The 21,486-nt window shown below is 70.3% G+C and carries 15 protein-coding genes; 10 read left to right on the forward strand and 5 right to left on the reverse strand.

Annotation, left to right across the window (positions count from 1 at the left end):
* Positions 1 to 99: 99 nt before the first annotated feature.
* The gene (locus AFR_RS14345; RefSeq protein WP_023361193.1) at positions 100 to 489 is read left to right on the forward strand and encodes an SRPBCC family protein; all 390 of its coding nucleotides are present in this window, start codon (positions 100 to 102) and stop codon (positions 487 to 489) included.
* A 44-nt stretch (positions 490 to 533) separates the two neighbouring features.
* Positions 534 to 698, forward strand: coding sequence for a hypothetical protein (locus AFR_RS46745; RefSeq protein WP_158510542.1), 165 nt, complete (start codon positions 534 to 536; stop codon positions 696 to 698).
* Here the strand turns inward: AFR_RS46745 and AFR_RS14355 are convergent.
* Both AFR_RS14355 and ctaD read right to left on the reverse strand, forming a co-directional pair.
* The gene (locus AFR_RS14355; protein WP_023361194.1) at positions 695 to 955 is read right to left on the reverse strand and encodes a DUF3040 domain-containing protein; all 261 of its coding nucleotides are present in this window, start codon (positions 953 to 955) and stop codon (positions 695 to 697) included. The two genes, AFR_RS46745 and AFR_RS14355, sit on opposite strands and share 4 nt — an antisense overlap.
* 39 nt (positions 956 to 994) lie before the next feature.
* A complete protein-coding gene (gene ctaD, locus AFR_RS14360; protein WP_023361195.1) occupies positions 995 to 2,752 on the reverse strand; it encodes an aa3-type cytochrome oxidase subunit I in 1,758 nt (585 codons plus the stop codon).
* Between the two features lie 141 nt (positions 2,753 to 2,893).
* On the opposite strand from ctaD, the gene AFR_RS14365 reads away from it, so the two are divergent.
* The 4 genes from AFR_RS14365 to nhaA all read left to right on the forward strand — a co-directional run bounded on the left by AFR_RS14365 (position 2,894) and on the right by nhaA (position 8,666).
* A complete protein-coding gene (locus tag AFR_RS14365; protein WP_023361196.1) occupies positions 2,894 to 4,996 on the forward strand; it encodes an MMPL family transporter in 2,103 nt (700 codons plus the stop codon).
* 41 nt (positions 4,997 to 5,037) lie between these two features.
* Positions 5,038 to 6,090 carry a glucose 1-dehydrogenase gene (locus tag AFR_RS14370; protein WP_023361197.1) on the forward strand — a complete coding sequence of 351 codons (1,053 nt, stop codon included), beginning with the start codon at positions 5,038 to 5,040 and terminating at the stop codon, positions 6,088 to 6,090.
* 57 nt (positions 6,091 to 6,147) lie between these two features.
* Positions 6,148 to 7,227, forward strand: a complete 1,080-nt coding sequence (locus AFR_RS14375) for a permease (RefSeq protein WP_041842194.1) — start codon at positions 6,148 to 6,150, stop codon at positions 7,225 to 7,227.
* 131 nt (positions 7,228 to 7,358) lie between these two features.
* Positions 7,359 to 8,666: a Na+/H+ antiporter NhaA gene (gene nhaA / locus AFR_RS14380; protein ID WP_238547361.1), complete on the forward strand. Its 1,308-nt coding sequence runs from the start codon at positions 7,359 to 7,361 to the stop codon at positions 8,664 to 8,666.
* On the opposite strand, the gene AFR_RS14385 is transcribed toward nhaA, so the two are convergent.
* Entirely contained in the window at positions 8,657 to 10,246 is a 1,590-nt protein-coding gene (locus AFR_RS14385; protein ID WP_023361200.1) for an ABC transporter permease, read from the reverse strand. The genes nhaA and AFR_RS14385 overlap by 10 nt on opposite strands.
* Entirely contained in the window at positions 10,243 to 11,142 is a 900-nt protein-coding gene (locus AFR_RS14390; RefSeq protein ID WP_023361201.1) for an ABC transporter ATP-binding protein, read from the reverse strand. The genes AFR_RS14385 and AFR_RS14390 overlap by 4 nt, the downstream gene beginning before the upstream one ends.
* A gap of 195 nt (positions 11,143 to 11,337) precedes the next feature.
* On the opposite strand from AFR_RS14390, the gene AFR_RS14395 reads away from it, so the two are divergent.
* The 3 genes from AFR_RS14395 (at position 11,338) to AFR_RS14405 (ending at position 14,773) form a co-directional block, all read left to right on the forward strand.
* On the forward strand, positions 11,338 to 12,492 hold the full coding sequence (locus tag AFR_RS14395) for a serine hydrolase domain-containing protein (protein WP_023361202.1): 1,155 nt from the start codon (positions 11,338 to 11,340) through the stop codon (positions 12,490 to 12,492).
* Positions 12,493 to 12,664: 172 nt separating this feature from the next.
* Positions 12,665 to 13,567: a DUF1963 domain-containing protein gene (locus AFR_RS14400; protein ID WP_023361203.1), complete on the forward strand. Its 903-nt coding sequence runs from the start codon at positions 12,665 to 12,667 to the stop codon at positions 13,565 to 13,567.
* Between the two features lie 270 nt (positions 13,568 to 13,837).
* On the forward strand, positions 13,838 to 14,773 hold the full coding sequence (locus AFR_RS14405) for a cyclase family protein (RefSeq protein WP_023361204.1): 936 nt from the start codon (positions 13,838 to 13,840) through the stop codon (positions 14,771 to 14,773).
* Positions 14,774 to 14,783: 10 nt separating this feature from the next.
* Here AFR_RS14405 and AFR_RS14410 read toward each other — a convergent pair whose 3' ends face one another.
* Positions 14,784 to 16,265, reverse strand: coding sequence for a gluconokinase (locus tag AFR_RS14410; RefSeq protein WP_023361205.1), 1,482 nt, complete (start codon positions 16,263 to 16,265; stop codon positions 14,784 to 14,786).
* Between the two features lie 204 nt (positions 16,266 to 16,469).
* On the opposite strand from AFR_RS14410, the gene AFR_RS14415 reads away from it, so the two are divergent.
* Positions 16,470 to 21,422 (forward strand): GH92 family glycosyl hydrolase, encoded by a 4,953-nt coding sequence (locus tag AFR_RS14415; protein WP_023361206.1) that lies wholly within the window; start codon positions 16,470 to 16,472, stop codon positions 21,420 to 21,422.
* The last annotated feature ends 64 nt before the right edge of the window (positions 21,423 to 21,486 follow it).

The raw sequence follows: 21,486 nt of genomic DNA on the forward strand, positions 1-21,486 counted from the left end.
GTCATCCGTCGATCTCCCGCCGGGACGATCACTGTTTACCCGCTCTGCCGCCGGGTAGGCGGCAGGGGACCGCGCGAGGAGGCAACGGTGGGAGTACCGGTGATCAGCAGGCAGGCCGAGTTCGACGCACCCGCCGAGGTCGTTTTCGGGGTCCTGACCGACCCGGACCGCACGACCCGCTGGCTGCCCCTGGGCATGAGCAGCGAAACCACCACCGTCGACCAGGTCCGGGTGCGGGCCGGTTCCCGGATCCACGAGTACGCCGTGAGTTCCGTCCCGGACCAGCTCCGGCTGGAGTGGCGTTCCCAGGACTCCACCGGTCCTCGAGGCACGGCGTGGGTGGAGGACTCACCGGCCGGTGGCTGTGTGGTGCACGCCGAGGTGTCCCTCCCGCCGGACAGCGCGCAGAGTGAACGCGCTGAGCAGCTGCTGGCTGAGTCGCTGCACCACCTGCAGCGCGACGTCAGCGACAACTTCAACGCGGGCTGACGCCTGCGGTGGATGATCGGCGGCTGCGCGGGTAATCCGTAGCCATGACTGAGAACACCTCCACGGACGACCGTGAACGCGACGAGACGCCGGAGCACCCCGAGCAGGAGCACCCGGCCCACGCGGCACACGGCGGCAGCATGGCGCCCGGCCTCGTCGACGACACCGGCCACCCCACCGGCTCGTCCCCGCCGACCTCGGAGTCTTAGGACGCCCTCCGGCGGCGCCGGATCAGAATGCCGGCCAGGACCACCGCGACGACGTCGAGGGTGATCACCGCGCTGACCCATCCGAACAGCAGGGCCTGGATCGGCACGAAGATGTAGGTCAGGATGCACAACGCGGTGACCCACGGAAACCTGGGCGAGTCCAGGGCCGGTGCGCGCATCCGGGCGGCGAACTCAGGATCGGTGCGGATCAGGTTCTGCTCGATGGCGCGCAGGGTGAGGCGCTCGTCGTCGCCCATGACACGGTCCTTCCAGGCTGCGGCGGACGTCTGCCCCGGTCACTGATCGAGTCGCCGGTCCGGGTCCTCGCGGTACGTCGCGCCGCCGTCGGACTCCGACGAGAGTGGTCGTGCGCCGCCCTCCGGCGGGCCGGCCGGTGACTGGTCGCCGGCGGCCAGCTCCGGGAACTTCGCGTCGAAGGCCGGGCGTTCCGAACGGATCCGCGGCATCCTGTCGAAGTTGCGCAGCGGCGGCGGGGAGCTGGTTGCCCACTCCAGTGAGTTTCCGTGGCCCCACGGGTCGTCGACGGTCACGAGCTGCCCGACCTTGTACGACTTCCACACGTTGTAGATGAACGGCAGGGTCGAGGCGCCGAGGATGAACGAGCCGATGGTGGAGAAGGTGTTGAGCGCGGTGAAGCCGTCGTCGGGCAGGTAGTCGGCGTAGCGCCGCGGCATGCCCTCGGCCCCGAGCCAGTGCTGGACCAGGAACGTCATGTGGAAGCCGAGGAACGTCAGCCAGAAGTGCAGCTTGCCCAGCCGGTCGTCGAGCTTGCGGCCGAACATCTTCGGGAACCAGAAGTAGATCCCCGAGAACACCGCGAACACGATCGTGCCGAAGAGCACGTAGTGGAAGTGTGCGACCACGAAGTAGCTGTCGTGGACGTGGAAGTCGATCGGCGGGGCCGCGAGGAGCACCCCGGACAGCCCGCCGAGCAGGAAGGTGACCATGAAGCCGATCGCGAACAGCATCGGCGACTCGAGGCTGATCTGACCACGCCACATCGTGCCGATCCACACGAAGAACTTCATGCCCGTCGGTACGGCGATCATGAAGCTCAGGAAGCTGAAGAACGGCAGCAGCACCTGCCCGGTGGCGAACATGTGGTGCGCCCACACGCTCATCGACAGCGCGCCGATGAGCAGGGTCGCGCCGACCAGGCCCTTGTATCCGAAGACGGGCTTGCGGCTGAAGACCGGGATGACCTCGGTGACGATCCCGAAGAAGGGCAGCGCCACCACGTACACCTCGGGGTGGCCGAAGAACCAGAACAGGTGCTGCCACAGCAGGGGCCCGCCGGTGTCCACGTCGAACACGTGCGCGCCGAGGACCCGGTCGGCGGCCAGCGCGAACAGTGCCGCGGCCAGGAACGGGAACACCATGACCACCAGCAGGCTGGTGATCAGGATGTTCCACGTGAAGATCGGCATCCGGAACATCGTCATGCCCGGCGCCCGCAGCGTCAGGATCGTCGTGATGATGTTGACACCACCGAGGATGGTGCCCAGACCGGACAGCGCCAGGCCGACGACCCACATGTTGCCGCCGACCCCGGGTGAATGCTGCGCGTCACTGAGCGGCGTGTACGCCGTCCAGCCGAAGTCGGCCGCGCCCCCGGGGGTCAGGAATCCGCCGAGGGCGATCAGCCCGCCGAACAGGTAGAGCCAGTACGCGAACGCGTTGAGCCGCGGGAACGACACATCCGGCGCGCCGATCTGGATCGGGACCAGATAGTTGGCGAACGCGAACACGATAGGTGTGGCGAAGAACAGCAGCATGATCGTGCCGTGCATGGTGAACAGCTGGTTGTACTGCTCGGGCGACAGGACCTGCATCCCCGGCCGGGCCAGCTCGGCCCGCATGATCAGCGCCATCAGCCCGCCGACCATGAAGAAGCCGAACGCCGAGATCATGTACATGATCCCGATCTGCTTCGCATCGGTGGTCCGCAGCACCCGCGCGACCGCCGAACCTCTGACCTGCCGCCGAACGGGATACGGCCGCGTGACCACCGGGCGCGGGGTGACTGTCGTCATGAACTCTCCTCAGCCGTGCGAGCTGCACGCGCCTACCCCACTCGTCCCTCTTCAATCCACCTGTTTCGAGCTTGCGTGTCGCGGTCCGCGGTGATTGCATGTGCCGCGGCGGTCCCTCCCGGTGCCGGTCAGGAGGCCGTCATGCTCGCTGCGCTCGGTCGTACGGTCCACGATCGACGTCTGCTGGTCATCGCCGTCTGGGTGGTGGTCGCGCTGGCCGGCGCGGTGTTCGGTGGCAGCGTCTACGACCGGACGCAGACGATCGACACTCTGCCCGAGGGTGCTCCGGCCACCGTGGCGCAGGACCGTCTGGACAAGGTGTCGCCCGAGGGTGAGCGGCTCGTCGCCGTTGTCTCCGGGCGCGATGTCGGCGCCACCGACCTGGTCAACAGCGTCACCCGGATCGCTTTCGAGATCCGCGACATCCCCGGTGTGGCCGAGGTGGAGGATTCCTACACCACCGCGTCGCGCAAGATCTCCCGCGACAGCAAGAGCTCACTGGTCACCGTCGAGCTGAAGCCGGGCCTGAGCGACGACGAGGCGCTGCGGGTCGCCGACCGGGTCAGCGCGGCCCTGCGGCGCATCGACGCCCCCGAGATTCTCATCGGCGGCGAGCTGCTGGCCGAGCGGGAGTTCGGCGACCAGGCCGTGCGTGACGCCGCTGTCGGCGAGTCCGTGGCCCTGGTCTGCGTCGGGCTCCTGCTCGTCGTGGTGCTCGGGGGTCTGGTGGCCGGTCTGCTGCCGCTGGCTGCCGCCCTGGGCGCGGTCACCGCCACGCTGCTGGCCCTGACCGGCCTGGCCCGTTTCCTGCCGGTCAGCGACTACGCGGTCAACGTGGTCACCCTGCTCGGGATCGGGCTGGCGGTCGACTACAGCCTCCTGATGATCGCCCGGTTCCGGGAGGAGCGCGCCGCCGATGCGCGGGCGCCGCTGGTCGAGCTCCTGGCCCGTACGGTGGCCACCGCCGGCCGGGCGGTGCTGGTGTCCGGCTCCGCTGTCACCGCGGCGCTGGTGGGGTTGTTCGCGTTCGGCGACCCGTTGCTGGCCGCGATGGCGATGGGCGGGGCGCTGGTCGTCGCGCTGACCACGGCGACCGGGCTGACACTCGTGCCCGCGCTGATCGCGGTCGCTCACCGGCGCATCCCGGCGCGGCGGTCCCGGCCGCGTCGCGGCACCGACGTCCTGGCGCGGCTGGCTGCGTTCGCTCAGCGCCGGCCGGCAGCCGTAGCCCTGACCGCGACCCTCGGCCTGCTGGCCCTGGGTACGCCGCTGTTCTTCGTGGAGTTCGCCAACTCCGACGTCCGTGCGCTGCCGAGATCCAGCGAGGCGCGGCAGACCTACGAGGCGGTGCAGGGCCGGTTCGCCGACCCGCCCAAGGCGCCGCTGACCATCGTGGTCGAGGCCGATCCGGCCGGTCCCGGCCTCACACAGTTCTTCGACACGGTACGCGGCCAGCCCGGCGTATCCGATGTGTTCGTACGCTCCGACCTGCCGCCGGGGGTGAGCGTCGCCGACGTGGTGCCGAGCGGGACCGCGGACGGCGAGCAGGCCCAGGGGCTGGTGGCGAGGCTGCGGGCCCTCGACGCGCCCGCACCCGTCCTGGTGGCGGGGCCGGCGGCGGAACTGGTCGACGCGAAACGATCGGTGGCCGGACGGTTGCCCCTCGCCCTGGCGATCATCGTGCTGGCGACCGGGGCGCTGCTGTTCGCGCTCACCCGCTCGGTTGTCGTACCGGTCAAAGCGATCGTGATGAACCTGCTGACGCTGGCGGCGACCATGGGTGTGCTGGTCGCGGTCTTCCAATGGGGGTGGGCCGCGGGCCTGCTGGGGTTCGAGCCGTGGGGTGCGCTCGACCTGACCACGCCGCTGCTGCTGTTCGTCTTCGCCTTCGGCCTGTCGATGGACTACGAGGTTTTCCTGCTGGCCCGGATCAAGGAGGAGTGGGACCGGCGGACGTCCACCGACCGCGCGGCCAGCGACCGTGCCGTGCTGGCCGGGATCACCGCCACCGGCCCGGTCGTGACCACGGCTGCCCTGGCGATCGGTGTTGTCTTCCTCGGATTTGTCGTCGGTGACCTGGTCGCGGTGAAGGAGATCGGCGTCGGCATGGCCGTGGCCGTCCTGCTCGACGTCACGGTCGTGCGCGGCCTGCTCCTGCCCGCGACGATGTCCCTGCTCGGCCGCTGGAACTGGTGGAGGCCGGGGGTCACCACGAAGCAGGCGCCCCGGGTGCCCGTGGGCTGATCCCGTGGTGTGATCGGTGGGGCCAGTCGTAGAGGAGACCGATGCTTGCGTTGACCGTCCAACCCCTGGTGGCGAACTCCGCCGACGTCCGGGAGGTTCCCGATCCCGTACCCGGTCCGGGGGAGATGCTGGTCGAAGGGCTGGCGCTGGGTGTCTGCGGCACCGACCGCGAGATCGTCGCCGGGGAGTACGGGTGGGCGCCGCCCGGACGCGACCGCCTGGTGCTGGGCCACGAGTCCCTGGGCCGGGTCCGCACCGCACCGCCGGACAGCAGCTTCGCGCCCGGTGATCTGGTCGTCGGGGTGGTCCGCCGCCCGGACCCCGAGCCCTGCGGAGCCTGCGCGCACGGCGAGTTCGACATGTGCCGCAACGGCCGGTACACCGAGCGGGGCATCAAGGAGATCGACGGGTACGGCAGCCGGTTGTGGACGGTCGAGACCGGGTACGCCGTCAAGCTGGATCCGCGGCTGGAGCAGGTCGGCATGCTGATGGAGCCGGCCAGCGTGGTGGCCAAGGCCTGGGAACAGGTGGAGAAGGTCGGGGCGCGATCCTGGTTCGAACCCCGCAGCGTCCTGGTCACCGGGGCGGGCCCGATCGGGCTGCTGGCGGCTCTGCTGGGCGTGCAACGTGGTCTGGAGGTGCACGTGCTGGACCTGGACACCGACGGGCCGAAGCCTGAGGCGGTGCGTGCCCTGGGCGCGCAGTACCACTCCACCGGCATCGGAGAGGTCGCCGCCCGGGCCAAGCCGGACATCATCATCGAAGCCACCGGCGTGTCGAGTGTGGTGTTCGAGGCGATGAACAGCACAGCCTCGTACGGGATCGTCTGCCTGACCGGTGTCTCCTCGGTCGGACGCAAGATCTCGGTGGACATCGGCGCGGCCAACCGGGACATCGTGCTGGAGAACGACGTCGTCGTGGGCTCGGTCAACGCCAACCTGAGCCACTACGCCGCCGCGGCCGGCGCGCTGGCCAGGGCCGATGCCGGCTGGCTGTCCCGCCTGATCACCCGGCGAGTGCCCCTGGAACGTTTTGCCGAGGCCCTCGAGGCACGCCCCGGCGACATCAAGGTCGTTCTCGACCTGACCGCCTGAGCCCCGGCCGTTTGCGGGCGGGCCCGCCGGGTACGCGCGCCGCGGCGTGTGCGGATCATGGGAGGTCCTGTGGAGGTTGTCGGCAGACCGGCGCGGTTGGTCATGGGCGTGGTCGCCGCGTCGGTACTCACGGTGACCCTGCTCGCGTGGGCCAAGTGGATGCCCTATGCGGCCAAGGTTCCCGGGCTGGCCGCGAGCCATGGCTGGGCCGGCGCCGACGTGCTGCGTGCCGGCGGAGTGCAGCCCGGGGACGCGCCGTCCTGGTCGGCCGCGACCAGCTTCACCTGGGCGTACGGGAAGGCGGTCTGGCGTGCTCTGCTGGCCGCCCTGCTGATCAGCGCGGCCCTGCAGACCTTGATCCCGAAGACCTGGCTGGTGCGGGTGCTGAACCGGCCCGGGCGGTTGCGGTCGGCGATGGCCGGCGGGCTGGCCGGAACCCCGTCGATGATGTGTGCGTGCTGCACGGCGCCGGTCGCGGTCGGACTCAAGCGCCGCGGTGTCTCCACGGCGGCGGTGGTGGCGTACTGGCTGGGTAACCCCCTGCTCAACCCGGCTGTGCTGGTGTTCCTGCTGCTGGTGGCGCCCTGGCAGAGGACGGCGACCCGGCTGGTGGTCGGTGTGCTCGTGGTCGTGGGCGGGGCGGCACTGGTCTCCTGGCTGGCCGACGGGCGAGCACCGGCTGCCGCCGCGGCCTCGACGGCCTCGGCGGCCTCCGCGGCCGAGGATGCCGACGACCCGCCTCCGTCGGTGCGCCGGTACCTGAGCGTCCTGCTCCGGTCCTCGGTGATCCTGCTGCCGGAGTACCTCGTTGTCGTCATGCTGATCGGTGCTTTCCGGGGCTGGTTGTTCCCGCTCGGTGAGGGCTCCGGGTTGCTGGTCGTGCTGGTGGCGGCCCTCGTCGGCACGGCCCTGGTCATCCCGACGGCCGGGGAGATCCCGATCGCCCAGGGTCTCGCTCTGGCCGGGCTGTCCCTCGGTGGTGTCGGCGCTCTGCTGGTCACTCTGCCGGCGGTGAGCCTCCCAGGAATGATCATGGTCGGGAAGGCCTTCGGGTGGCGGGTGACCGTCGCGACGGCTGCCGTGGCCGCCGCCGGCGGGATAGCGGCCGCGGGGCTGCTGCCACTCCTTTCCGCTTGACCGCCGAGCGGGGGAACTGACGTCCGGTAGGGTTGTCGCCAGGTGCGCCGGGAAGTCTGGTCGGCAACGTCCTACCCGACCCTGAAATCTGGAGCACACCTGTGTCTGACGCCCCCGACCACAGCCCTCGCCTGTTCGGCCGCGGTTCCTGGCTGGAGGCCCGCCGCATCGGCGATGTCCTCCGCAAGGAGACCATCGGCGGGATGCTGTTGCTGGCCGGTGCGGTCGTCGCCCTGGTCTGGGCCAATTCGCCCTGGTCAGGCGGCTACGAGGCGATGCGCGGGTTCACCTTCGGCCCGGAGGCGCTGCACCTGAACCTGTCCGTGGCGACCTGGGCCGCCGACGGACTGCTGGCAATCTTCTTCTTCGTCGCCGGGCTCGAGCTCAAAAGGGAGTTCGTCGCCGGCGACCTGCGCGATCCGCGGCGGGCGGCCGTGCCGATCGCCGCCGCGGTCGGCGGTGTGCTGGTGCCCGCCGCGCTCTACGCGGTGATCAATCTCAGCGCGAGCGGGGGAGAGGGCAAGGGCTGGGCGATCCCGACGGCCACCGACATCGCCTTCGCGCTGGCCGTGCTGGCGGTGATCGGCCGGTTCCTGCCGCACGCGATGCGCACGTTCCTGCTGACCCTCGCCGTGGTCGACGACCTGCTGGCCATCGTGATCATCGCCGTCTTCTACACCTCCGGCCTGTCCGTTCTTCCCCTGCTGGCGACGCTGGTGCCGCTGGGGCTGTTCACCGTCCTGGTCCAGCGCCGGGTGCGGTCCTGGTGGCTGCTCCTGCCGTTGGCGTTCGCCGCGTGGGCGCTGATGCACGCCTCCGGCGTCCACGCGACCGTGGCCGGGGTCCTGCTGGGCTTCGCGGTGCCGGTGCTGCGCAGCCGCAAGGCCGGCGGCCCGGAGGCCGGTCCGGGCCTGGCGGAGCACTTCGAGCACCGCTTCCGGCCGATCTCCGCGGGTGTCGCCGTGCCGGTCTTCGCGCTGATGTCCGCCGGTGTCGCCGTGGGCGGGCTCAGCGGTCTCGGCTCGGCCCTCACCGACCCGGTGGCTGTGGGCATCATGGTCGGCCTCGTCGTCGGCAAGCCCATCGGCATCACCGCCGCGACCTGGCTGACCACGCGCTTCACCCGGGCGAAGATGGACACCGGCTTCGCCTGGATCGACGTGTTCGGCCTTGCTGTGCTGGCCGGCATCGGCTTCACCGTGTCGCTGCTCATCGGAGAGCTCGCCTTCGGCATCGGCAGCGACCGCGACGATCACGTCAAGGTCGCCGTCCTCGCCGGCTCGCTGGCCGCCGCCCTGCTCGCCACGGTCCTCCTGCGCCTTCGCAACCGCACCTACCGGCGCCTCTACGAAGCCGAGAACGTCGACGCCGACCGGGACGACATCCCGGACGTCTATCAGCAGGACACCGGCACCACCCGGACGACGCCTCACCCCTGAAGATCACGCCGCCGGTAACCGAGGGCACCTCCCACGATCAGGGCGGCGGCGAGCGCCGTCATGGTCGCCGTGGCGGCCCCGTCGACGCCGATGAGCGGGACCGGTGCCAGGTGAGCGAAGGGTGAGAGCCCGGCGACCCACGCCGGTGCGCCGATGCTCTCAGCGATCACCAGCAGCAGGAATCCGCCGGTGGCGGGCAGGGACCCGGCGATCGCGACCACCCGCGGCGCCCAGCCGGCCGCGAAGGTGGCCGCACCGAGGCTGAGCAGCACGATGGGCAGCGTGTTGCCGGCTCCGGCCAGGGCGGCGGGCAGGCTCAGCTCACCGCCGGTCGCGGTGACACCCACCCAGACGGCTGCCCCGGCCACCGTGATCAGGACGAGCGCACCGCCGGTGGTGGCCGCGAGCTTCGCGGTGAGCAGACGGAACCGGCTGACCGGCTGGGCACACAGCAGTGTCAGGTGCCGGCTGGTCTCGGCGGCGACCAACGCGGACACACGGACCGCGGCGAAGCCGCCGACCGGCAGAGCGAGCAACGCGAACAGGGTCGCGGCGAATCCTTCGACCGCACCCAGGCCGGTGAACCCCGCTCGGGCCGCCTCGTCGGCCAAGGCGGGGTTGTCGGCCAGAAACTCGGTGACCGACCTCGCGGTGAAGCCGATGAGCAGGTAGTAGGCGCCGATGCCGAGGGCCCACCCGGTCAACGGCCGCAGCAGGCGCCGCACCGCGAACCCTTCCACGGTGGCCAGCAACCTCAGGCGCGGCCGGCGACCGGAGGCAGCCGCGACCAGCCCACCCCCGACGTCCCGGTGGCCGGCGGCGGCGAGGACGGTACCCGCGAGCGCCACCGCCACGGTGAACAGGATCAGCAGCGGCAGTACGCGGTTCTGCCCGTACGGCTCACTCAGGGCCAGCAGCCCGAACGGTGACAGCCGGCGTAGCCATCCCACTTCGGGGAGGCCGTCGCCGACCATGCGCATCAGCAGTCCTGCGCCGAGTACGGCCACGGCTGAGCCGGTCGCGGCCGCCCGCGCCGGGAACACCTGCGCCGTCAGTCCGGCAACGGCCACGAAGAACAGCCCCAGCGCGCCGAGACCCGCACCGTGCACCGCGGCGCCGGCCGGATCGGTACCGGCCAGGATCAGTACGGCCGTCACCGCGGCCCCGGCAGCGACCGGGACGGTCATGACGACGGCGAGATGGCGGGCCACGACCGCCCGCAGCGGCACCCGGCCGGCCAGCAGCACATCCCACCGGCCGGCGTCCTCCTCGCCGCGGGTGATCCGGGTCGTCACCAGGATCGCCCACGCGGCGAGCAGGACGGCGACAAAGGTGCCGACCCGCCACACCGTGAACCCACCGGCCTGGTCGAGAGCCACCGGTTCACCGAAGAGGGTGCGGATGGCGGGATTGGCGGCCAGTGCGGCGATGCTGCCCGCCGCGCCCGGATCGGCCATGACGCCGGTGTAGGTGGCCACGACCAACGCCGGCATGGTCGCCGCCAGACCCAGCGTGATCAGTGCGCTGCGGCGCACCTGGCGTACCGCCAGCCGCGTGACGGCCCCTCCAGCCGGGTTCATCGTGTGCCCTCGGCGGCGCCGTAGTAGTCGAGGAAGATCTCCTCGAGGGTGGGCTCGCGGATCGCCAGCGCGGTGACGTCGGCGGCGGCGAGCGCCTGCAAGGCCGGTGCCGGACTGCCGATGAGCGAGAACCGCAACCGGCCCGCCCCGACCTGCTCGACCGCATCAACGCCGGGAATCGTGTCCAGGCCCGGAGGCGGCGCACCGGTGTAGGACACGGTCACCTCGGCACGGTGCAAACCTCGTAGCTGGTCCAGGGCGGCGATCTCGACGAGCCGGCCGCCCCGCAGGATGGCCACGCGATCACAGATCGACTCCACCTCGGACAGCTGATGCGAGCTGAGAAACACCGTCTGGCCGCGTTCACGGGCCTGAGCGACGGCGGTGCGGAACTCGCGCTCCATGAGCGGGTCGAGGCCGCTGGTCGGCTCGTCGAGCACCAGCAGCGGCGCCCGGGTGGCGAACGCCGCGACCAGCGCCACCTTCTGCCGGTTGCCGCTCGAATAGGTGCGGGCGGGCTTGGTGGTGTCGAGCGCGAACCGCTCCACGAGCTCGTCACGATAGGCCAGGTCCGTTCCCGAACCGGTGCGGGCCTGCAGGTGCAGGATCTCCGCGCCGGTCAGGCTCGGCCACAACGCCACATCTGCCGGCACGTACGCCAGCAGGCGGTGCGCGCGGGCGACATCGGCGGCATCCGTGTCGAACACCCAGGCCCGGCCGGCCGACGGGCGGGCCAGGCCCAGCAGCATCCGGATGGTGGTGGACTTCCCGGCGCCGTTGGGCCCGAGAAAGCCGAACACCTCACCGGCGGGGACGTCGAGTGACAGCTCGTCGACAGCCGTGACAGAGCCGTACCGTTTGGTCAGATTGACGGTGTGCAGCGCTGAATCGTTCATGGGAAGTCCTCACCGGCCGACGCGAATATGACCGCCGACCAGACTTCCCGGCACACCAAGGCTCACCGTACTCCTGCCGGCACCACTCCGGGGGAAATCCCCCAGGGAAAGACGGCCGTCAGCCGGGTCCTCTCCGGACGCGTGCCTCCCTAGCGTGATCAGGGCCGGTAAGGGCACAGCTTTCGAGGAGGTCGGATGATGCGGGGACATCGGTCGATGGTGATCGCGATGACGGTGTCGGCGGTGATGGCGGCCCCGGGCGCTGCCCCGGCGGCACCGACAAAGGACCGCGCCGGGCTGCAGCAGCTGCTCGACGCCATTGTGGATGCGGGTACGGTCGGCGCGCTGGCCGAAACGCGTGGCCCGGACGGCCGGTGGCGAGGCGCGAGCGGCGTCGCCGAGCTGGGCACAACGCGGGCAGTGCCGGTCGACGGCCGCGTCCGGGCGGGCAGCATCACGAAGACGTTTGTCGCCACCGTAGTTCTGCAGCTCGTCGGCGAGAGCCGGCTGCGGCTGGACGACACGGTGGAATCGTGGCTGCCCGGTGTTGTCCCCGGCGGCCGACGGATCACCGTGCGACAGCTGCTCAACCACACCAGCGGCCTGTTCGACTACGTGCAGACGCTGCCGATGCCGCCGGACCCGGAGTTCCTGAGCAACCGCCTGCGGACGTGGACCCCGGCCGAACTCGTCCAGCGGGCGGTGGCCCACCCGCCGACGTCCGGCGATCCGGGTTCGGCGTACGCGTACTCGAACACCAACTACCTGCTGCTCGGCCTGATCATCGAGAAGGTGACCGGCCGGGCGTACGGGAAGGAGGTCGAACGCCGGCTGATCGGACCGCTGGGTTTGCGGGGCACCTCGATGCCGGGGACGTCACCGGGGATTCCCGGGCCGCACCCGCACGGTTACGTGCCGGCACTGCGCGACGGCGAGGTGGTGCTGACCGACTTCACGCGGGCGAATCCGTCGGTGTTCGGTGCGGCCGGGGAGATCATCTCGACGACCAGGGACCTCAACGAGTTCTTCGCCGCGCTGCTGGGCGGCCGTCTGCTCCCGCCGCACCTGCTCGCCGCCATGAAAACCCCGGGAGTCGCGGGCGGCTCCTACGGGCTCGGTCTGGCCTGGCGCGACACCCCGTGCGGAACCCGTGTGTACGGCAACGACGGCGGAACCCTGACGTACCAGACCTGGTCGTTCTCCACGCAGGACAGGCGCCGGCAGGTCACGGTGGCGGTCACGCCGGACCTGCGCGCTGACTACGCTGTGGTCTTCGCCGCCGTCGACACACTCCTGGACAAGGCCCTCTGTGCCTCACCCGACCACACCCGCCGGCATCCCGCCGGCTGATCAGGCCGCCCTGGTGGCGGGCCGCCCAAGCACTTCTGCGACGCCGCGGCATGGATCGATACGAGCACTTCCGCGGTTCCGCAGTGGATCGGCGTGAGTGTCGGAATTCGACTCCGTCTAAATAGGACCGTGCTGCAAGAACGGTGTCACACGATCTGCGATCATCCCTGTCATGGATCGTTATGAGCAGTTCCGGAGTGCCGCAGTCGATCGGGGCATTCCCGAGGACGAGATCGGCAAGTTCGCCGAGCTGATCCGGTTCGGGGTCTGGACCTGGCTGAGCACGGGTGAGGGCGAAGTCGTCGGTCAGGTCGGCGGCCTTCCCCGGTTACCGGTGGGCGTGGAATGGCCGGGGGGTAGCTCCCCGTTGCCGTTCATCGGGTCTGTCGACTGTGCGGCTCTTCCTCGGGCCGAGGGGCTCGGTCTGCCGGAGGACGGGTCGCTGTTGTTTTTCCTGCACCACGAGGAAGACATCGAGGAGTACCCCACTACCGACTACTCGCGGGTTCTGTACGTTCCTGCGGGCACGGAGACCGAGGAGGCGGCGCCGCCGCCCGGCCACGACTCCAGGTCGACCTACATGGAGGAGACCATTCCGTTCCTCATCCCCGAGCACTGGATCGTCGCGCGGGTGCGGCCAGAGTTGCCGGAGTGGATCGAGGGTCGGGGCGTCCAGTTCGCGACGGCCGATGTGAAGGAGTTGTTCGGCTCGCTGAAGCACCTCGACGAGTTGCGCGAGGTCGTCGAGCAGCTCTGGCCGGAGGAGAGGCCGAACCACCACAGCACGCTCCAACTCGGCGGGTACGGCCGCAACATCGGCAGTGGGCACAGCCCGCACTCGCAGATGGCCGGGGTCTACGGCGAGGGGCAGCGCAGGGCGAACCCCGAGATGTCCCAGGACGAATGGCGGCGCCTGGAGCACGAAGAGGAGGAGCGGCTGGTACGGCAGTGGGTGCCGCTCGCCCAGTTCTCCACGGAGAGCGAGTTCCACTACGCGTGTTTCCTGATCGACAAGGACGACCTCGCTGCCAAAAGGTTCGACAAGATACATTCTTGTACGATGTTCACCGAGTGAAGCCGTGAGGGCGAGGCGTTGCGGCCCGTCGACGCGTTCAGCTGTCGCACGTCGCTGACGATGGAGCACGACTGAGGTCATCCCGCAGGGGGTCGTCCGACGAGGAGGCCCGTGAGGACGGCTTCGCCGGGGCCGCCGATGTCCTGCCCGGGCTGCTCGACTACTACCCCGGGCTGGACGTGGACAGCGAGATCGTCAGCGTCCGCTCCGAGGTCGGCGACGCGGTATAGCCTGCCGGCGGTGCCGCCAACCGTGTGACCGGAGGAGCCGATGACCGCGCAGGACGACGTGCTCGCGTATTTCGACACGCTGTCGAACTGGGGGCGGTGGGGTGACGACGACGAGCTCGGCACCCTGAACCACATCACCGACGACGTGCGGCTGGCGGCGGCACGGGCCGTACGCCACGGCCGGAGTGTGTCGTGCGCGTGGGAGGTCGGCGTACCGGAAGACATGGAACGGTCGACGACGACGTGCCCGTGCGCCGCCGACATGCCGGGTGCGGAGAACATGCCGGCCGCCTTCCACGCCGACCGGCACTGGGGCTTCTCGTCGGAGCGGCTCGGCCTCTCGTTCCACGGCAACACCCTCACCCACCTCGACTCGCCCTGCCACCTGTTCTGGGACGGCCGGATGTACAACGGGCGGCCGCACTCGCTGGTCGACGCGGCAACGGGGTCGGCGTGGGCGGCCGTCACCGCCGCGGCGAACGGGATCGTCACGCGGGGTGTCCTGCTGGACGTCGCGAAGGTCCGCGACGTGCCGTGGCTCGAGCCGGGGGAGGGCGTGTTCCCCGACGATCTCGAGCGGGCCGAGCGCCGTCAGGGCGTACGGGTGCGGTCCGGTGACGCCGTCCTCCTTCGGACCGGTTACGGGCGCGCCCGGCACGAGACCGGGGCGACCGTGGGTTTCACGCAGGCCGGCTGGCACGCGTCGTGCCTGCCGTGGCTGCGGGAACGGGGCGTCGCGCTGATCGGCGCCGACACCCCGCAGGACGTTCAGCCGTCCGGGTTCGACGACGTGCTGATGCCCGTTCACGCCGTGGGCCTGGTCGCGATGGGCCTGTGGCTGCTCGACAACTGCGACCTGGAGGCGTGCGCGGCGATGGCGGCCGAGCTCGGACAATGGGACTTCCAGCTCGCGGTCGCCCCGGTCCGCTTCGCCGGGACGTCCGGGAGCCCGGTCAACCCGATCGCGACCTTCTGATGCTCGCCCCTCAACCGCGGATCTGCGCGTCGTACATCTCGCCGAACCGGGCTCGCCGCTCCGCGTAGTACCCGGCGTGCGCGGGCCGCGGCTCGTACGTCGAACCGGTGACCCGGGGCGCCCGCGGGACGTCCGGCGCCAGGACGTCGAGCGCGAGCAGCGCCGTGCCCCGCTGCGTGGCGCGGCGCCGGGTCACGTGCGTGACCGGACGTTCGAGCACGTCGGCCAGGATCTGCAACCAGTCGGGCTGGTCGTTGCTGACCCGGCCCGCCGCCGCGACCTCGAGGATCTGCGGTGCGGCCGGGCGCAGCTCGTCGGCGACCCGCGCGTAGGTCATGGCCACCCCCTCGACGATCCCGCGGAACAGCGTGTCGGCATCCGTGGCCGCCGACACCCCGCCGAACACCGCCCGTGCCTCACCGACCCAGCCGGGCGCGCGCTCACCGGTCAGGTAGGGCAGCACGAGCGGTGTGGCCTCACCCGGCGGCGTCGCGAGGGCCGACGTGACGTCAGGGCTCAGACGCAACGTGCTCTGCGCCCAGCTCACGGCCCGGCCGACATCGTTGATCGCCCCGCCGAGCAGGGTGCGGCCCGCGTCGACCCGGTAGTTCCACAGACCGAACGGCAGCGGATCAGCCGGACCGTCGAGCAGCACCCGCAGCGCGCCACTGGTGGCCGTCGCCGCGGTCAGCACCGTCGAGTCGATTGCCCCGGCCCCGATGTTGCTGGCGAAGCCGTCGGTGATGACGGGAAACCACACCGCCCGGGTCAGCGCCGGCCAGCGTCCCGGAGCCACCGAAGGCGCCGGATCCGTCATGTCCCGCGGCGGCGAGAACTGCTCGGGACCCACACCCGCGGCCGCGAGCAGCTCCGCGTCGAGCTCACCGGTGCGGCGGTCGAGCAACCCGGTCCACGCCACCGTGGACGTCCCGGCCAGCGGCTGCCCGATCAGCCGGGCCCAGACGTACTCACCCAGCGACCACCAGAACACAGCCCCGGCAACCACTTGCGGCTGAGCGGTCCTGAGCCACCGCAGGCGCGGCGCGTGGTAGCTCGTGTGCAGCCGGGTGCCGGTACGCTGCTGCACCGCGTGCTCGTCGAGCTCCTCACGCAGCGCGGTGACCGCCCCGGCGCTGCGGGAATCGGCGTAGGTCAGGCACGGGCTCAGCGCCCGCCCGTCCGCGTCGACGGCGATCAGCGAGGCGGCGAAGGTGTCCATCGCCACGCCGGCGATGCGGCTCCCCAGCCGGGGGTCGGCGGTCACCGTGTCGATGATCTGCGCAACCTCGGTGGTCACCTGCTCCGGGTCGATGACCGAGGTGCCATCGGGCGCCACCAGGAAGGCGTGCGGCACCTTGTGCTGCAGCCCGTGCACCCGGCGGCCCGACGCATCATGCACACCGCCCCGGGTCGCGGTGGAACCGATGTCCAACGCCAGGACCAGCGGGTCCAGCGCCGTTTCGAGAGCGACGTCGTCGTCGATCCGCGTCATGTCGGTCCTCGTCGTCGGGGGAAAAGGGCTCAAACGACCCTAACCAAACCGAGTCGTGAACGCCCGCCGTGACCATCTCGGACACCGCATTGACAACGTTGTCACACACGCTACGATCTTGTTTCGCCAGTGTTGCGGTGGCGCCTCCGAGGCCCACCGGTGCGCGGTCTTCACCGAGAACGCTGTTCCGAGATAGAGGTTTCCATGCGCTCTGCGCTCGCCATAGCAGTTGTCATCGCCGGTATACCCCTTGGTGCGGCGCCGGCGCAGGCCGCGCCGGCCGACCGTCCCGCCGCGCCGGCGTTCCAGTCGTCGTTCGAGCAAGCCGATCCGCCGTCACTGGACAGCACGCCCTTCGGCAAGCAGACCAACGTCACCGGCCGTATACCGCCCGGCAGCCTGTCGGCCTTCGCGGCCGGTGTCACGGCCTCGGCGGAGAACCCGCCCGGTGAGACGGCCACGCGGCTGCTCGACGGCAACTCCGGCACCAAGTGGCTCGCGTTCGCGCGGACGGCCGAGATCGTGTACCGCTTCGACCGGCCGGTGGTCGCCACCGACTACGCGATGACCAGCGCGGACGACGTTCCCGGACGTGACCCGAAGAACTGGACGGTCGACGGTTCGACCGACGGGACGACCTGGACGCCGATCGACACCCAGGCTGACCAGGCTTTCAGCGACCGTCGCCAGGAGAAGAAGTACAAGACCACCAACACGACGGCCTACACCTCGTACCGTCTCTCGATCACCCTGAACGCCGGCGAGGCCATCACGCAGCTGGCCGACTGGGACCTGCGTGACGGGCGGCCCGGCGAGGCGCCGATGCTGGCCACGGTGGCCGGTGGCCCGGCCAGCGGCCTGAACTCCAAGCCCGGCGTCGGCTTCACCGGCACCCGGGCCCTGCGGTACGGCGGCAAGCACGTGGCCGACGGGGCTGCCGCAGCGAGTGATGTGCTGTTCGACAAGGTCGGCCGGCGCCTCACCAACCGCAGCGAACTGTCGTACCTGATCTTCCCTGAGGGCTCCGGCGATCTGGCCGTACCGTCGTCGTGGGTGGCTCTTGATCTGGTCCTCGACAACGGCAGCAAGCTCTCCACGCGCAACCGGGTGGTGGACAGCAACGGTTTCGGGGTGAGCGCGCGTGACCACGGGCAGCAGAAGTCGCTCTTCGAGAACCAGTGGAACGCGATCCACATCGACCTGAGCAGCCTCGCCGGTCGCACGGTCGAGAAGGTCCTGCTCAGCTACGACTATCCGGGCGGCAAGGCGAGCACCGTGTTCTCGGGCTGGGTCGACGACGTCCGGATCGGCACCCGGGCTCCCGGGATCGACGGTTCGAACCGCCTCAACTACGTCGACACCCGGCGCGGCACGCTGTCGAGCTCGGCGTACTCGCGGGGCACCAACGTGCCGGCGACCGCCTGGCCCAACGGCTTCAATTTCTTCACGCCGATGACCGACGGCGACAGCCAGGGCACCCTGTACGAGTACCAGCGGGCCAACAACGCCGACAACCTGCCGACACTGGAAGCCATCGGCATCTCGCACGAGCCGAGCATCTGGATGGGCGACCGCAACCAGCTCGGCATCATGCCGTCGCTGTCGGCCACGCCGACCGGTGACCTCGCCGCGCGGGCCCTGCCGTTCCGTCACGCCGACGAGATCGCGCGCCCGGACCTCTACAGCGTCAAGTTCCAGAACGGCCTGACCACCCAGGTCACGCCGACCGACCACGGTGGTGTCTACCGCTTCCAGTTCCCCGGGACCACGGGCAGCGTCGTCGTGGACCGTGTCGGCGGCTCGGCGTCGCTGAACGTCGCCGCGGACGGGGTGGTGTCCGGCTGGGTCGACGGTGGCAACGGCAGCGGCATCAGCCGCATGTTCGTCTACGGCGCCTTCGACACCACTCCCACCACCGTGGGGACGGCGACCGGCGGCCGCACCGACGCCCGCTACGCCAGCTTCGCCACCAAGCCCGGCCAGGAAGTGCTGCTGCGCCTGGCCACCTCGTTCATCTCCCTGGACCAGGCGCACAGGAACCTCGACCTGGAGGTCACCGGCAAGAGCTTCTCGGCGGTCAACCGGGCGGCGGCCGTGGCCTGGAACGACCGGCTCGACGTCATCGATGTCGAGGGGGCGACCCAGAACCAGCTGGTCACGCTCTACTCGAACCTCTACCGGCTGAACCTGTACCCGAACTCGCAGTTCGAGAACACCGGGACGGCGGCGGCGCCGAAGTACCAGCACGCGAGCCCGGTGGCGCCGCAGACCGGTGCGGCCACCGGCACCACGACCAACGCGAAGATCGTCGACGGCAAGATCTACGTCAACAACGGCTTCTGGGACACGTACCGGACCGTCTGGCCGCTGTACAGCCTGCTCTATCCGAAGCTCGCGGCGGAGCTCGTCGACGGCTTCGTGCAGCAGTACCGCGAGGGTGGCTGGATCGCCCGCTGGTCGTCGCCCGGATACTCCGACATCATGACCGGGACCAGCTCGGACGTGGCTTTTGCGGATGCGTACCTGAACGGCGCTCTGCCGACCGCGACGGCGCTGGAGGCCTACGACGCGGCGCTCAAGAACGCCACCGCGGTGTCACCGTCGAACAACGTGGGACGCAAGAGCCTCGACAAGTCGATCTTCCTGGGTTACACGCCCGATTCGCAGGGCGAGAGCGTGTCGTGGGGCCTCGAGGGCTACATCAACGATCACGGCATCGGGCTGATGGCGGCCGAGCTCGCCAAGGACCGCAAGACCCCGGCGGCGCGGCGTCACCAGCTCACCGAGGAGTCGGCGTACTTCCTCGACCGGGCCAAGAACTACGTGCAGATGTTCGACCCCAAGACGGGGTTCTTCCGGCCGAAGACCGCCGCGGGCGCTGTCGCCGGTGGCGCGAACTTCGATCCGACCGCCTGGTGGGGTCCCTACACCGAGACCAACGGCTGGAACTTCGCGTTCCATGCACCCTTCGACGTGGACGGCCTCGAGTCGCTCTACGGCGGTTCGGCCGGGCTGGTCAAGAAGCTGGACCAGTTCTTCGCCACCCCCGAGACGGGAGGCGGCGGCACGATCCACGAGATGGTCGAGGCTCGCGCCGTACGGATGGGCCAGCTCGGCATGAGCAACCAGCCCTCGCACCACATCCCCTACCTCTACGCGGCGGCGGGGGAGCCGAGCAAGACCCAGGCAGCGGTCCGCGAGATCCAGCAACGCCTCTTCGTCGGCAGCGAGATCGGCCAGGGCTACCTGGGCGACGAGGACAACGGTGAGATGTCGGCCTGGTCGATCTTCTCGGCTCTCGGCTTCTACCCCCTGTCGCTGGGCAGTGGTGAGTACACCGTCGGCTCGCCGCTGTTCAAGAAGTCCACGGTGCACCTCGAGAACGGCCGCAAGCTGGTCATCAGCGCTCCGGGCAACAGCACCGACCGCCGGTACATCAGCTCGGCCGAGCTGAACGGCAAGAAGCTACGGACCGCGACGCTGCCCGTGGACGCCCTGACCGGCGGTGGCCGGGTCGAGTTCACGATGAGTTCGACACCGACCCGCTGGGGGCAGCGCACCACACCGGCGCAGCCGCAGCGGACACCCGGCACCGACGCCACCAAGGCGGGCTACGGCGTGCTGAGCGTGTCCGACGGCAGCAGCCTCGCGCCGCTGACCGACGACACCTCACGCACCGCCACCACGTTTGCGACAGCGACGCCGGCGATCACCTGGAAGTCGACCAGCGGCGCCGTCACGGTCGGTTCCTACACCCTGACGTCCGGGAGCACCGGCAGCGCACCCACCTCCTGGCGGCTGGAGGGCTCCGCCGACGGCACGACCTGGAAGACGCTGGACACCCGCACCGCTGAGGCGTTCCGGTGGCCGATGCAGACCCGGCCGTTCCAGATCAGCAGGCCGCGACCGTACAAGGTCTACCGGCTGACGCTCTCCGGTCCGGCACCGGCCACCCTGGCCGAGGTCGAGCTGCTCGCCGGTCCGGGCTCCACCGGCGAACTTGCGATCACTCCGGCGACCGGTCTGCAGGCGGTGCCCGGGGCGGCCGTGACCACAGCACTGGCCACGGTCTCGGGCGCGACGAGTGCCACCGCCACCGCGGACTTCCTCGACGGCAAGGGTCCACAACCCGCGACCCTGACGCGTACGCCGCTCGGCACGCAGACGGTCAGCGCCGAGCACACGTTCCCGAATTCCGGGGAGTATTCGGTGGTCGTGGCCGCATCGGAGGGTAAGTCCAAGGTGAGCACCACGGTGGTGGTCTCGGTGGGCCGCGATGAAACACTCACGGGTGCCTTCGACTCGGCCTGCATCGGCGACCCTGGTGTCGGCGCCGACTGTGACGCCGGCGGGTGGGCGTTCAACCGCAAGCTGCTCGCCGACAGCGGACTGGTTCAGGGCAAGACGATCGCGGTGCCGGGCACCGAGCTCACCTTCGACCTGCCGAACGCCACCCCGAAGGGCCTCGACAACGCGACCGCGAACGGCCAGACGATCCGTCTGGCCCCCGGGTCCGACGCGACCCAGCTCTCGATCATCGGTACGGCAACACAGGCGACGCAGCACATCACGGCCACCCTGCGCTTCAGCGACGGTTCCACCGCACCGGTGGCGATCGACTACGGAGACTGGGTCGGGGCGGCGGGTAATCCGATCAGCGGAAACATCGTGGTGGGCAAGTCGGCCGGCCGGCTCAACGGCGCGAGTGACAGCGATGGTCAGACCGTCGCCATCTTCTCGACCGCGCCGTACACGATCCCGGCGGGCAAGACCCCGGTCTCCCTGGAGCTGCCCACCCAGACCGGTGACCCGAAAGCGGTCGGGCGTGTGCACGTGTTCGCGATCGCCTCGGACGGTCGGCGAACCGCGGAGAAGGCGCTTTCCGCGACTCCCGTTCCTGTCGGGACCCAGCGGGCCGGCGCCGACTTCACGGCGAAGGTCGCCACCGCGTCAGGTGGCACGGCGACCTACACCGCCCGGATCAACTGGGGAGACGCGACAGCGTTGCAGACGGCGACCGTGACCGTCGACGATGCAGGCCAGGCCACCGTCACCGGCAGCCACCGGTACGCCCGGCCGGGCAACTACACCGTGGCCGTGACTGTCGACGACGGTGTGACGAGCGCGGTGACAACCACCAGCGTGACCGTCTCCTAGGTAACCAGCGGCTGTGGGCGGGCACCTGGTGCCCGCCCACAGCTGTCCTCGGCGATAACGTTTT

It is taken from the genome of Amorphoplanes friuliensis DSM 7358, assembly GCF_000494755.1.
GTDB lineage: Bacteria > Actinomycetota > Actinomycetes > Mycobacteriales > Micromonosporaceae > Actinoplanes > Actinoplanes friuliensis.

What these genes read in the sequence shown, in the direction of transcription:
- AFR_RS14375 (WP_041842194.1), top strand. Translation starts at nt 6,148, where the DNA reads ATGGGAGGTCCTGTGGAGGTTGTCGGCAGACCGGCGCGGTTGGTCATG.
- AFR_RS14405 (WP_023361204.1), top strand. Translation starts at nt 13,838, where the DNA reads ATGACCGCGCAGGACGACGTGCTCGCGTATTTCGACACGCTGTCGAAC.
- AFR_RS46745 (WP_158510542.1), top strand. Translation starts at nt 534, where the DNA reads ATGACTGAGAACACCTCCACGGACGACCGTGAACGCGACGAGACGCCG.
- AFR_RS14415 (WP_023361206.1), top strand. Translation starts at nt 16,470, where the DNA reads ATGCGCTCTGCGCTCGCCATAGCAGTTGTCATCGCCGGTATACCCCTT.
- ctaD (WP_023361195.1), bottom strand. Translation starts at nt 2,752, where the DNA reads ATGACGACAGTCACCCCGCGCCCGGTGGTCACGCGGCCGTATCCCGTT.
- AFR_RS14390 (WP_023361201.1), bottom strand. Translation starts at nt 11,142, where the DNA reads ATGAACGATTCAGCGCTGCACACCGTCAATCTGACCAAACGGTACGGC.
- AFR_RS14370 (WP_023361197.1), top strand. Translation starts at nt 5,038, where the DNA reads ATGCTTGCGTTGACCGTCCAACCCCTGGTGGCGAACTCCGCCGACGTC.
- AFR_RS14395 (WP_023361202.1), top strand. Translation starts at nt 11,338, where the DNA reads ATGATGCGGGGACATCGGTCGATGGTGATCGCGATGACGGTGTCGGCG.
- AFR_RS14400 (WP_023361203.1), top strand. Translation starts at nt 12,665, where the DNA reads ATGGATCGTTATGAGCAGTTCCGGAGTGCCGCAGTCGATCGGGGCATT.
- AFR_RS14410 (WP_023361205.1), bottom strand. Translation starts at nt 16,265, where the DNA reads ATGACGCGGATCGACGACGACGTCGCTCTCGAAACGGCGCTGGACCCG.
- AFR_RS14365 (WP_023361196.1), top strand. Translation starts at nt 2,894, where the DNA reads ATGCTCGCTGCGCTCGGTCGTACGGTCCACGATCGACGTCTGCTGGTC.
- AFR_RS14355 (WP_023361194.1), bottom strand. Translation starts at nt 955, where the DNA reads ATGGGCGACGACGAGCGCCTCACCCTGCGCGCCATCGAGCAGAACCTG.
- AFR_RS14385 (WP_023361200.1), bottom strand. Translation starts at nt 10,246, where the DNA reads ATGAACCCGGCTGGAGGGGCCGTCACGCGGCTGGCGGTACGCCAGGTG.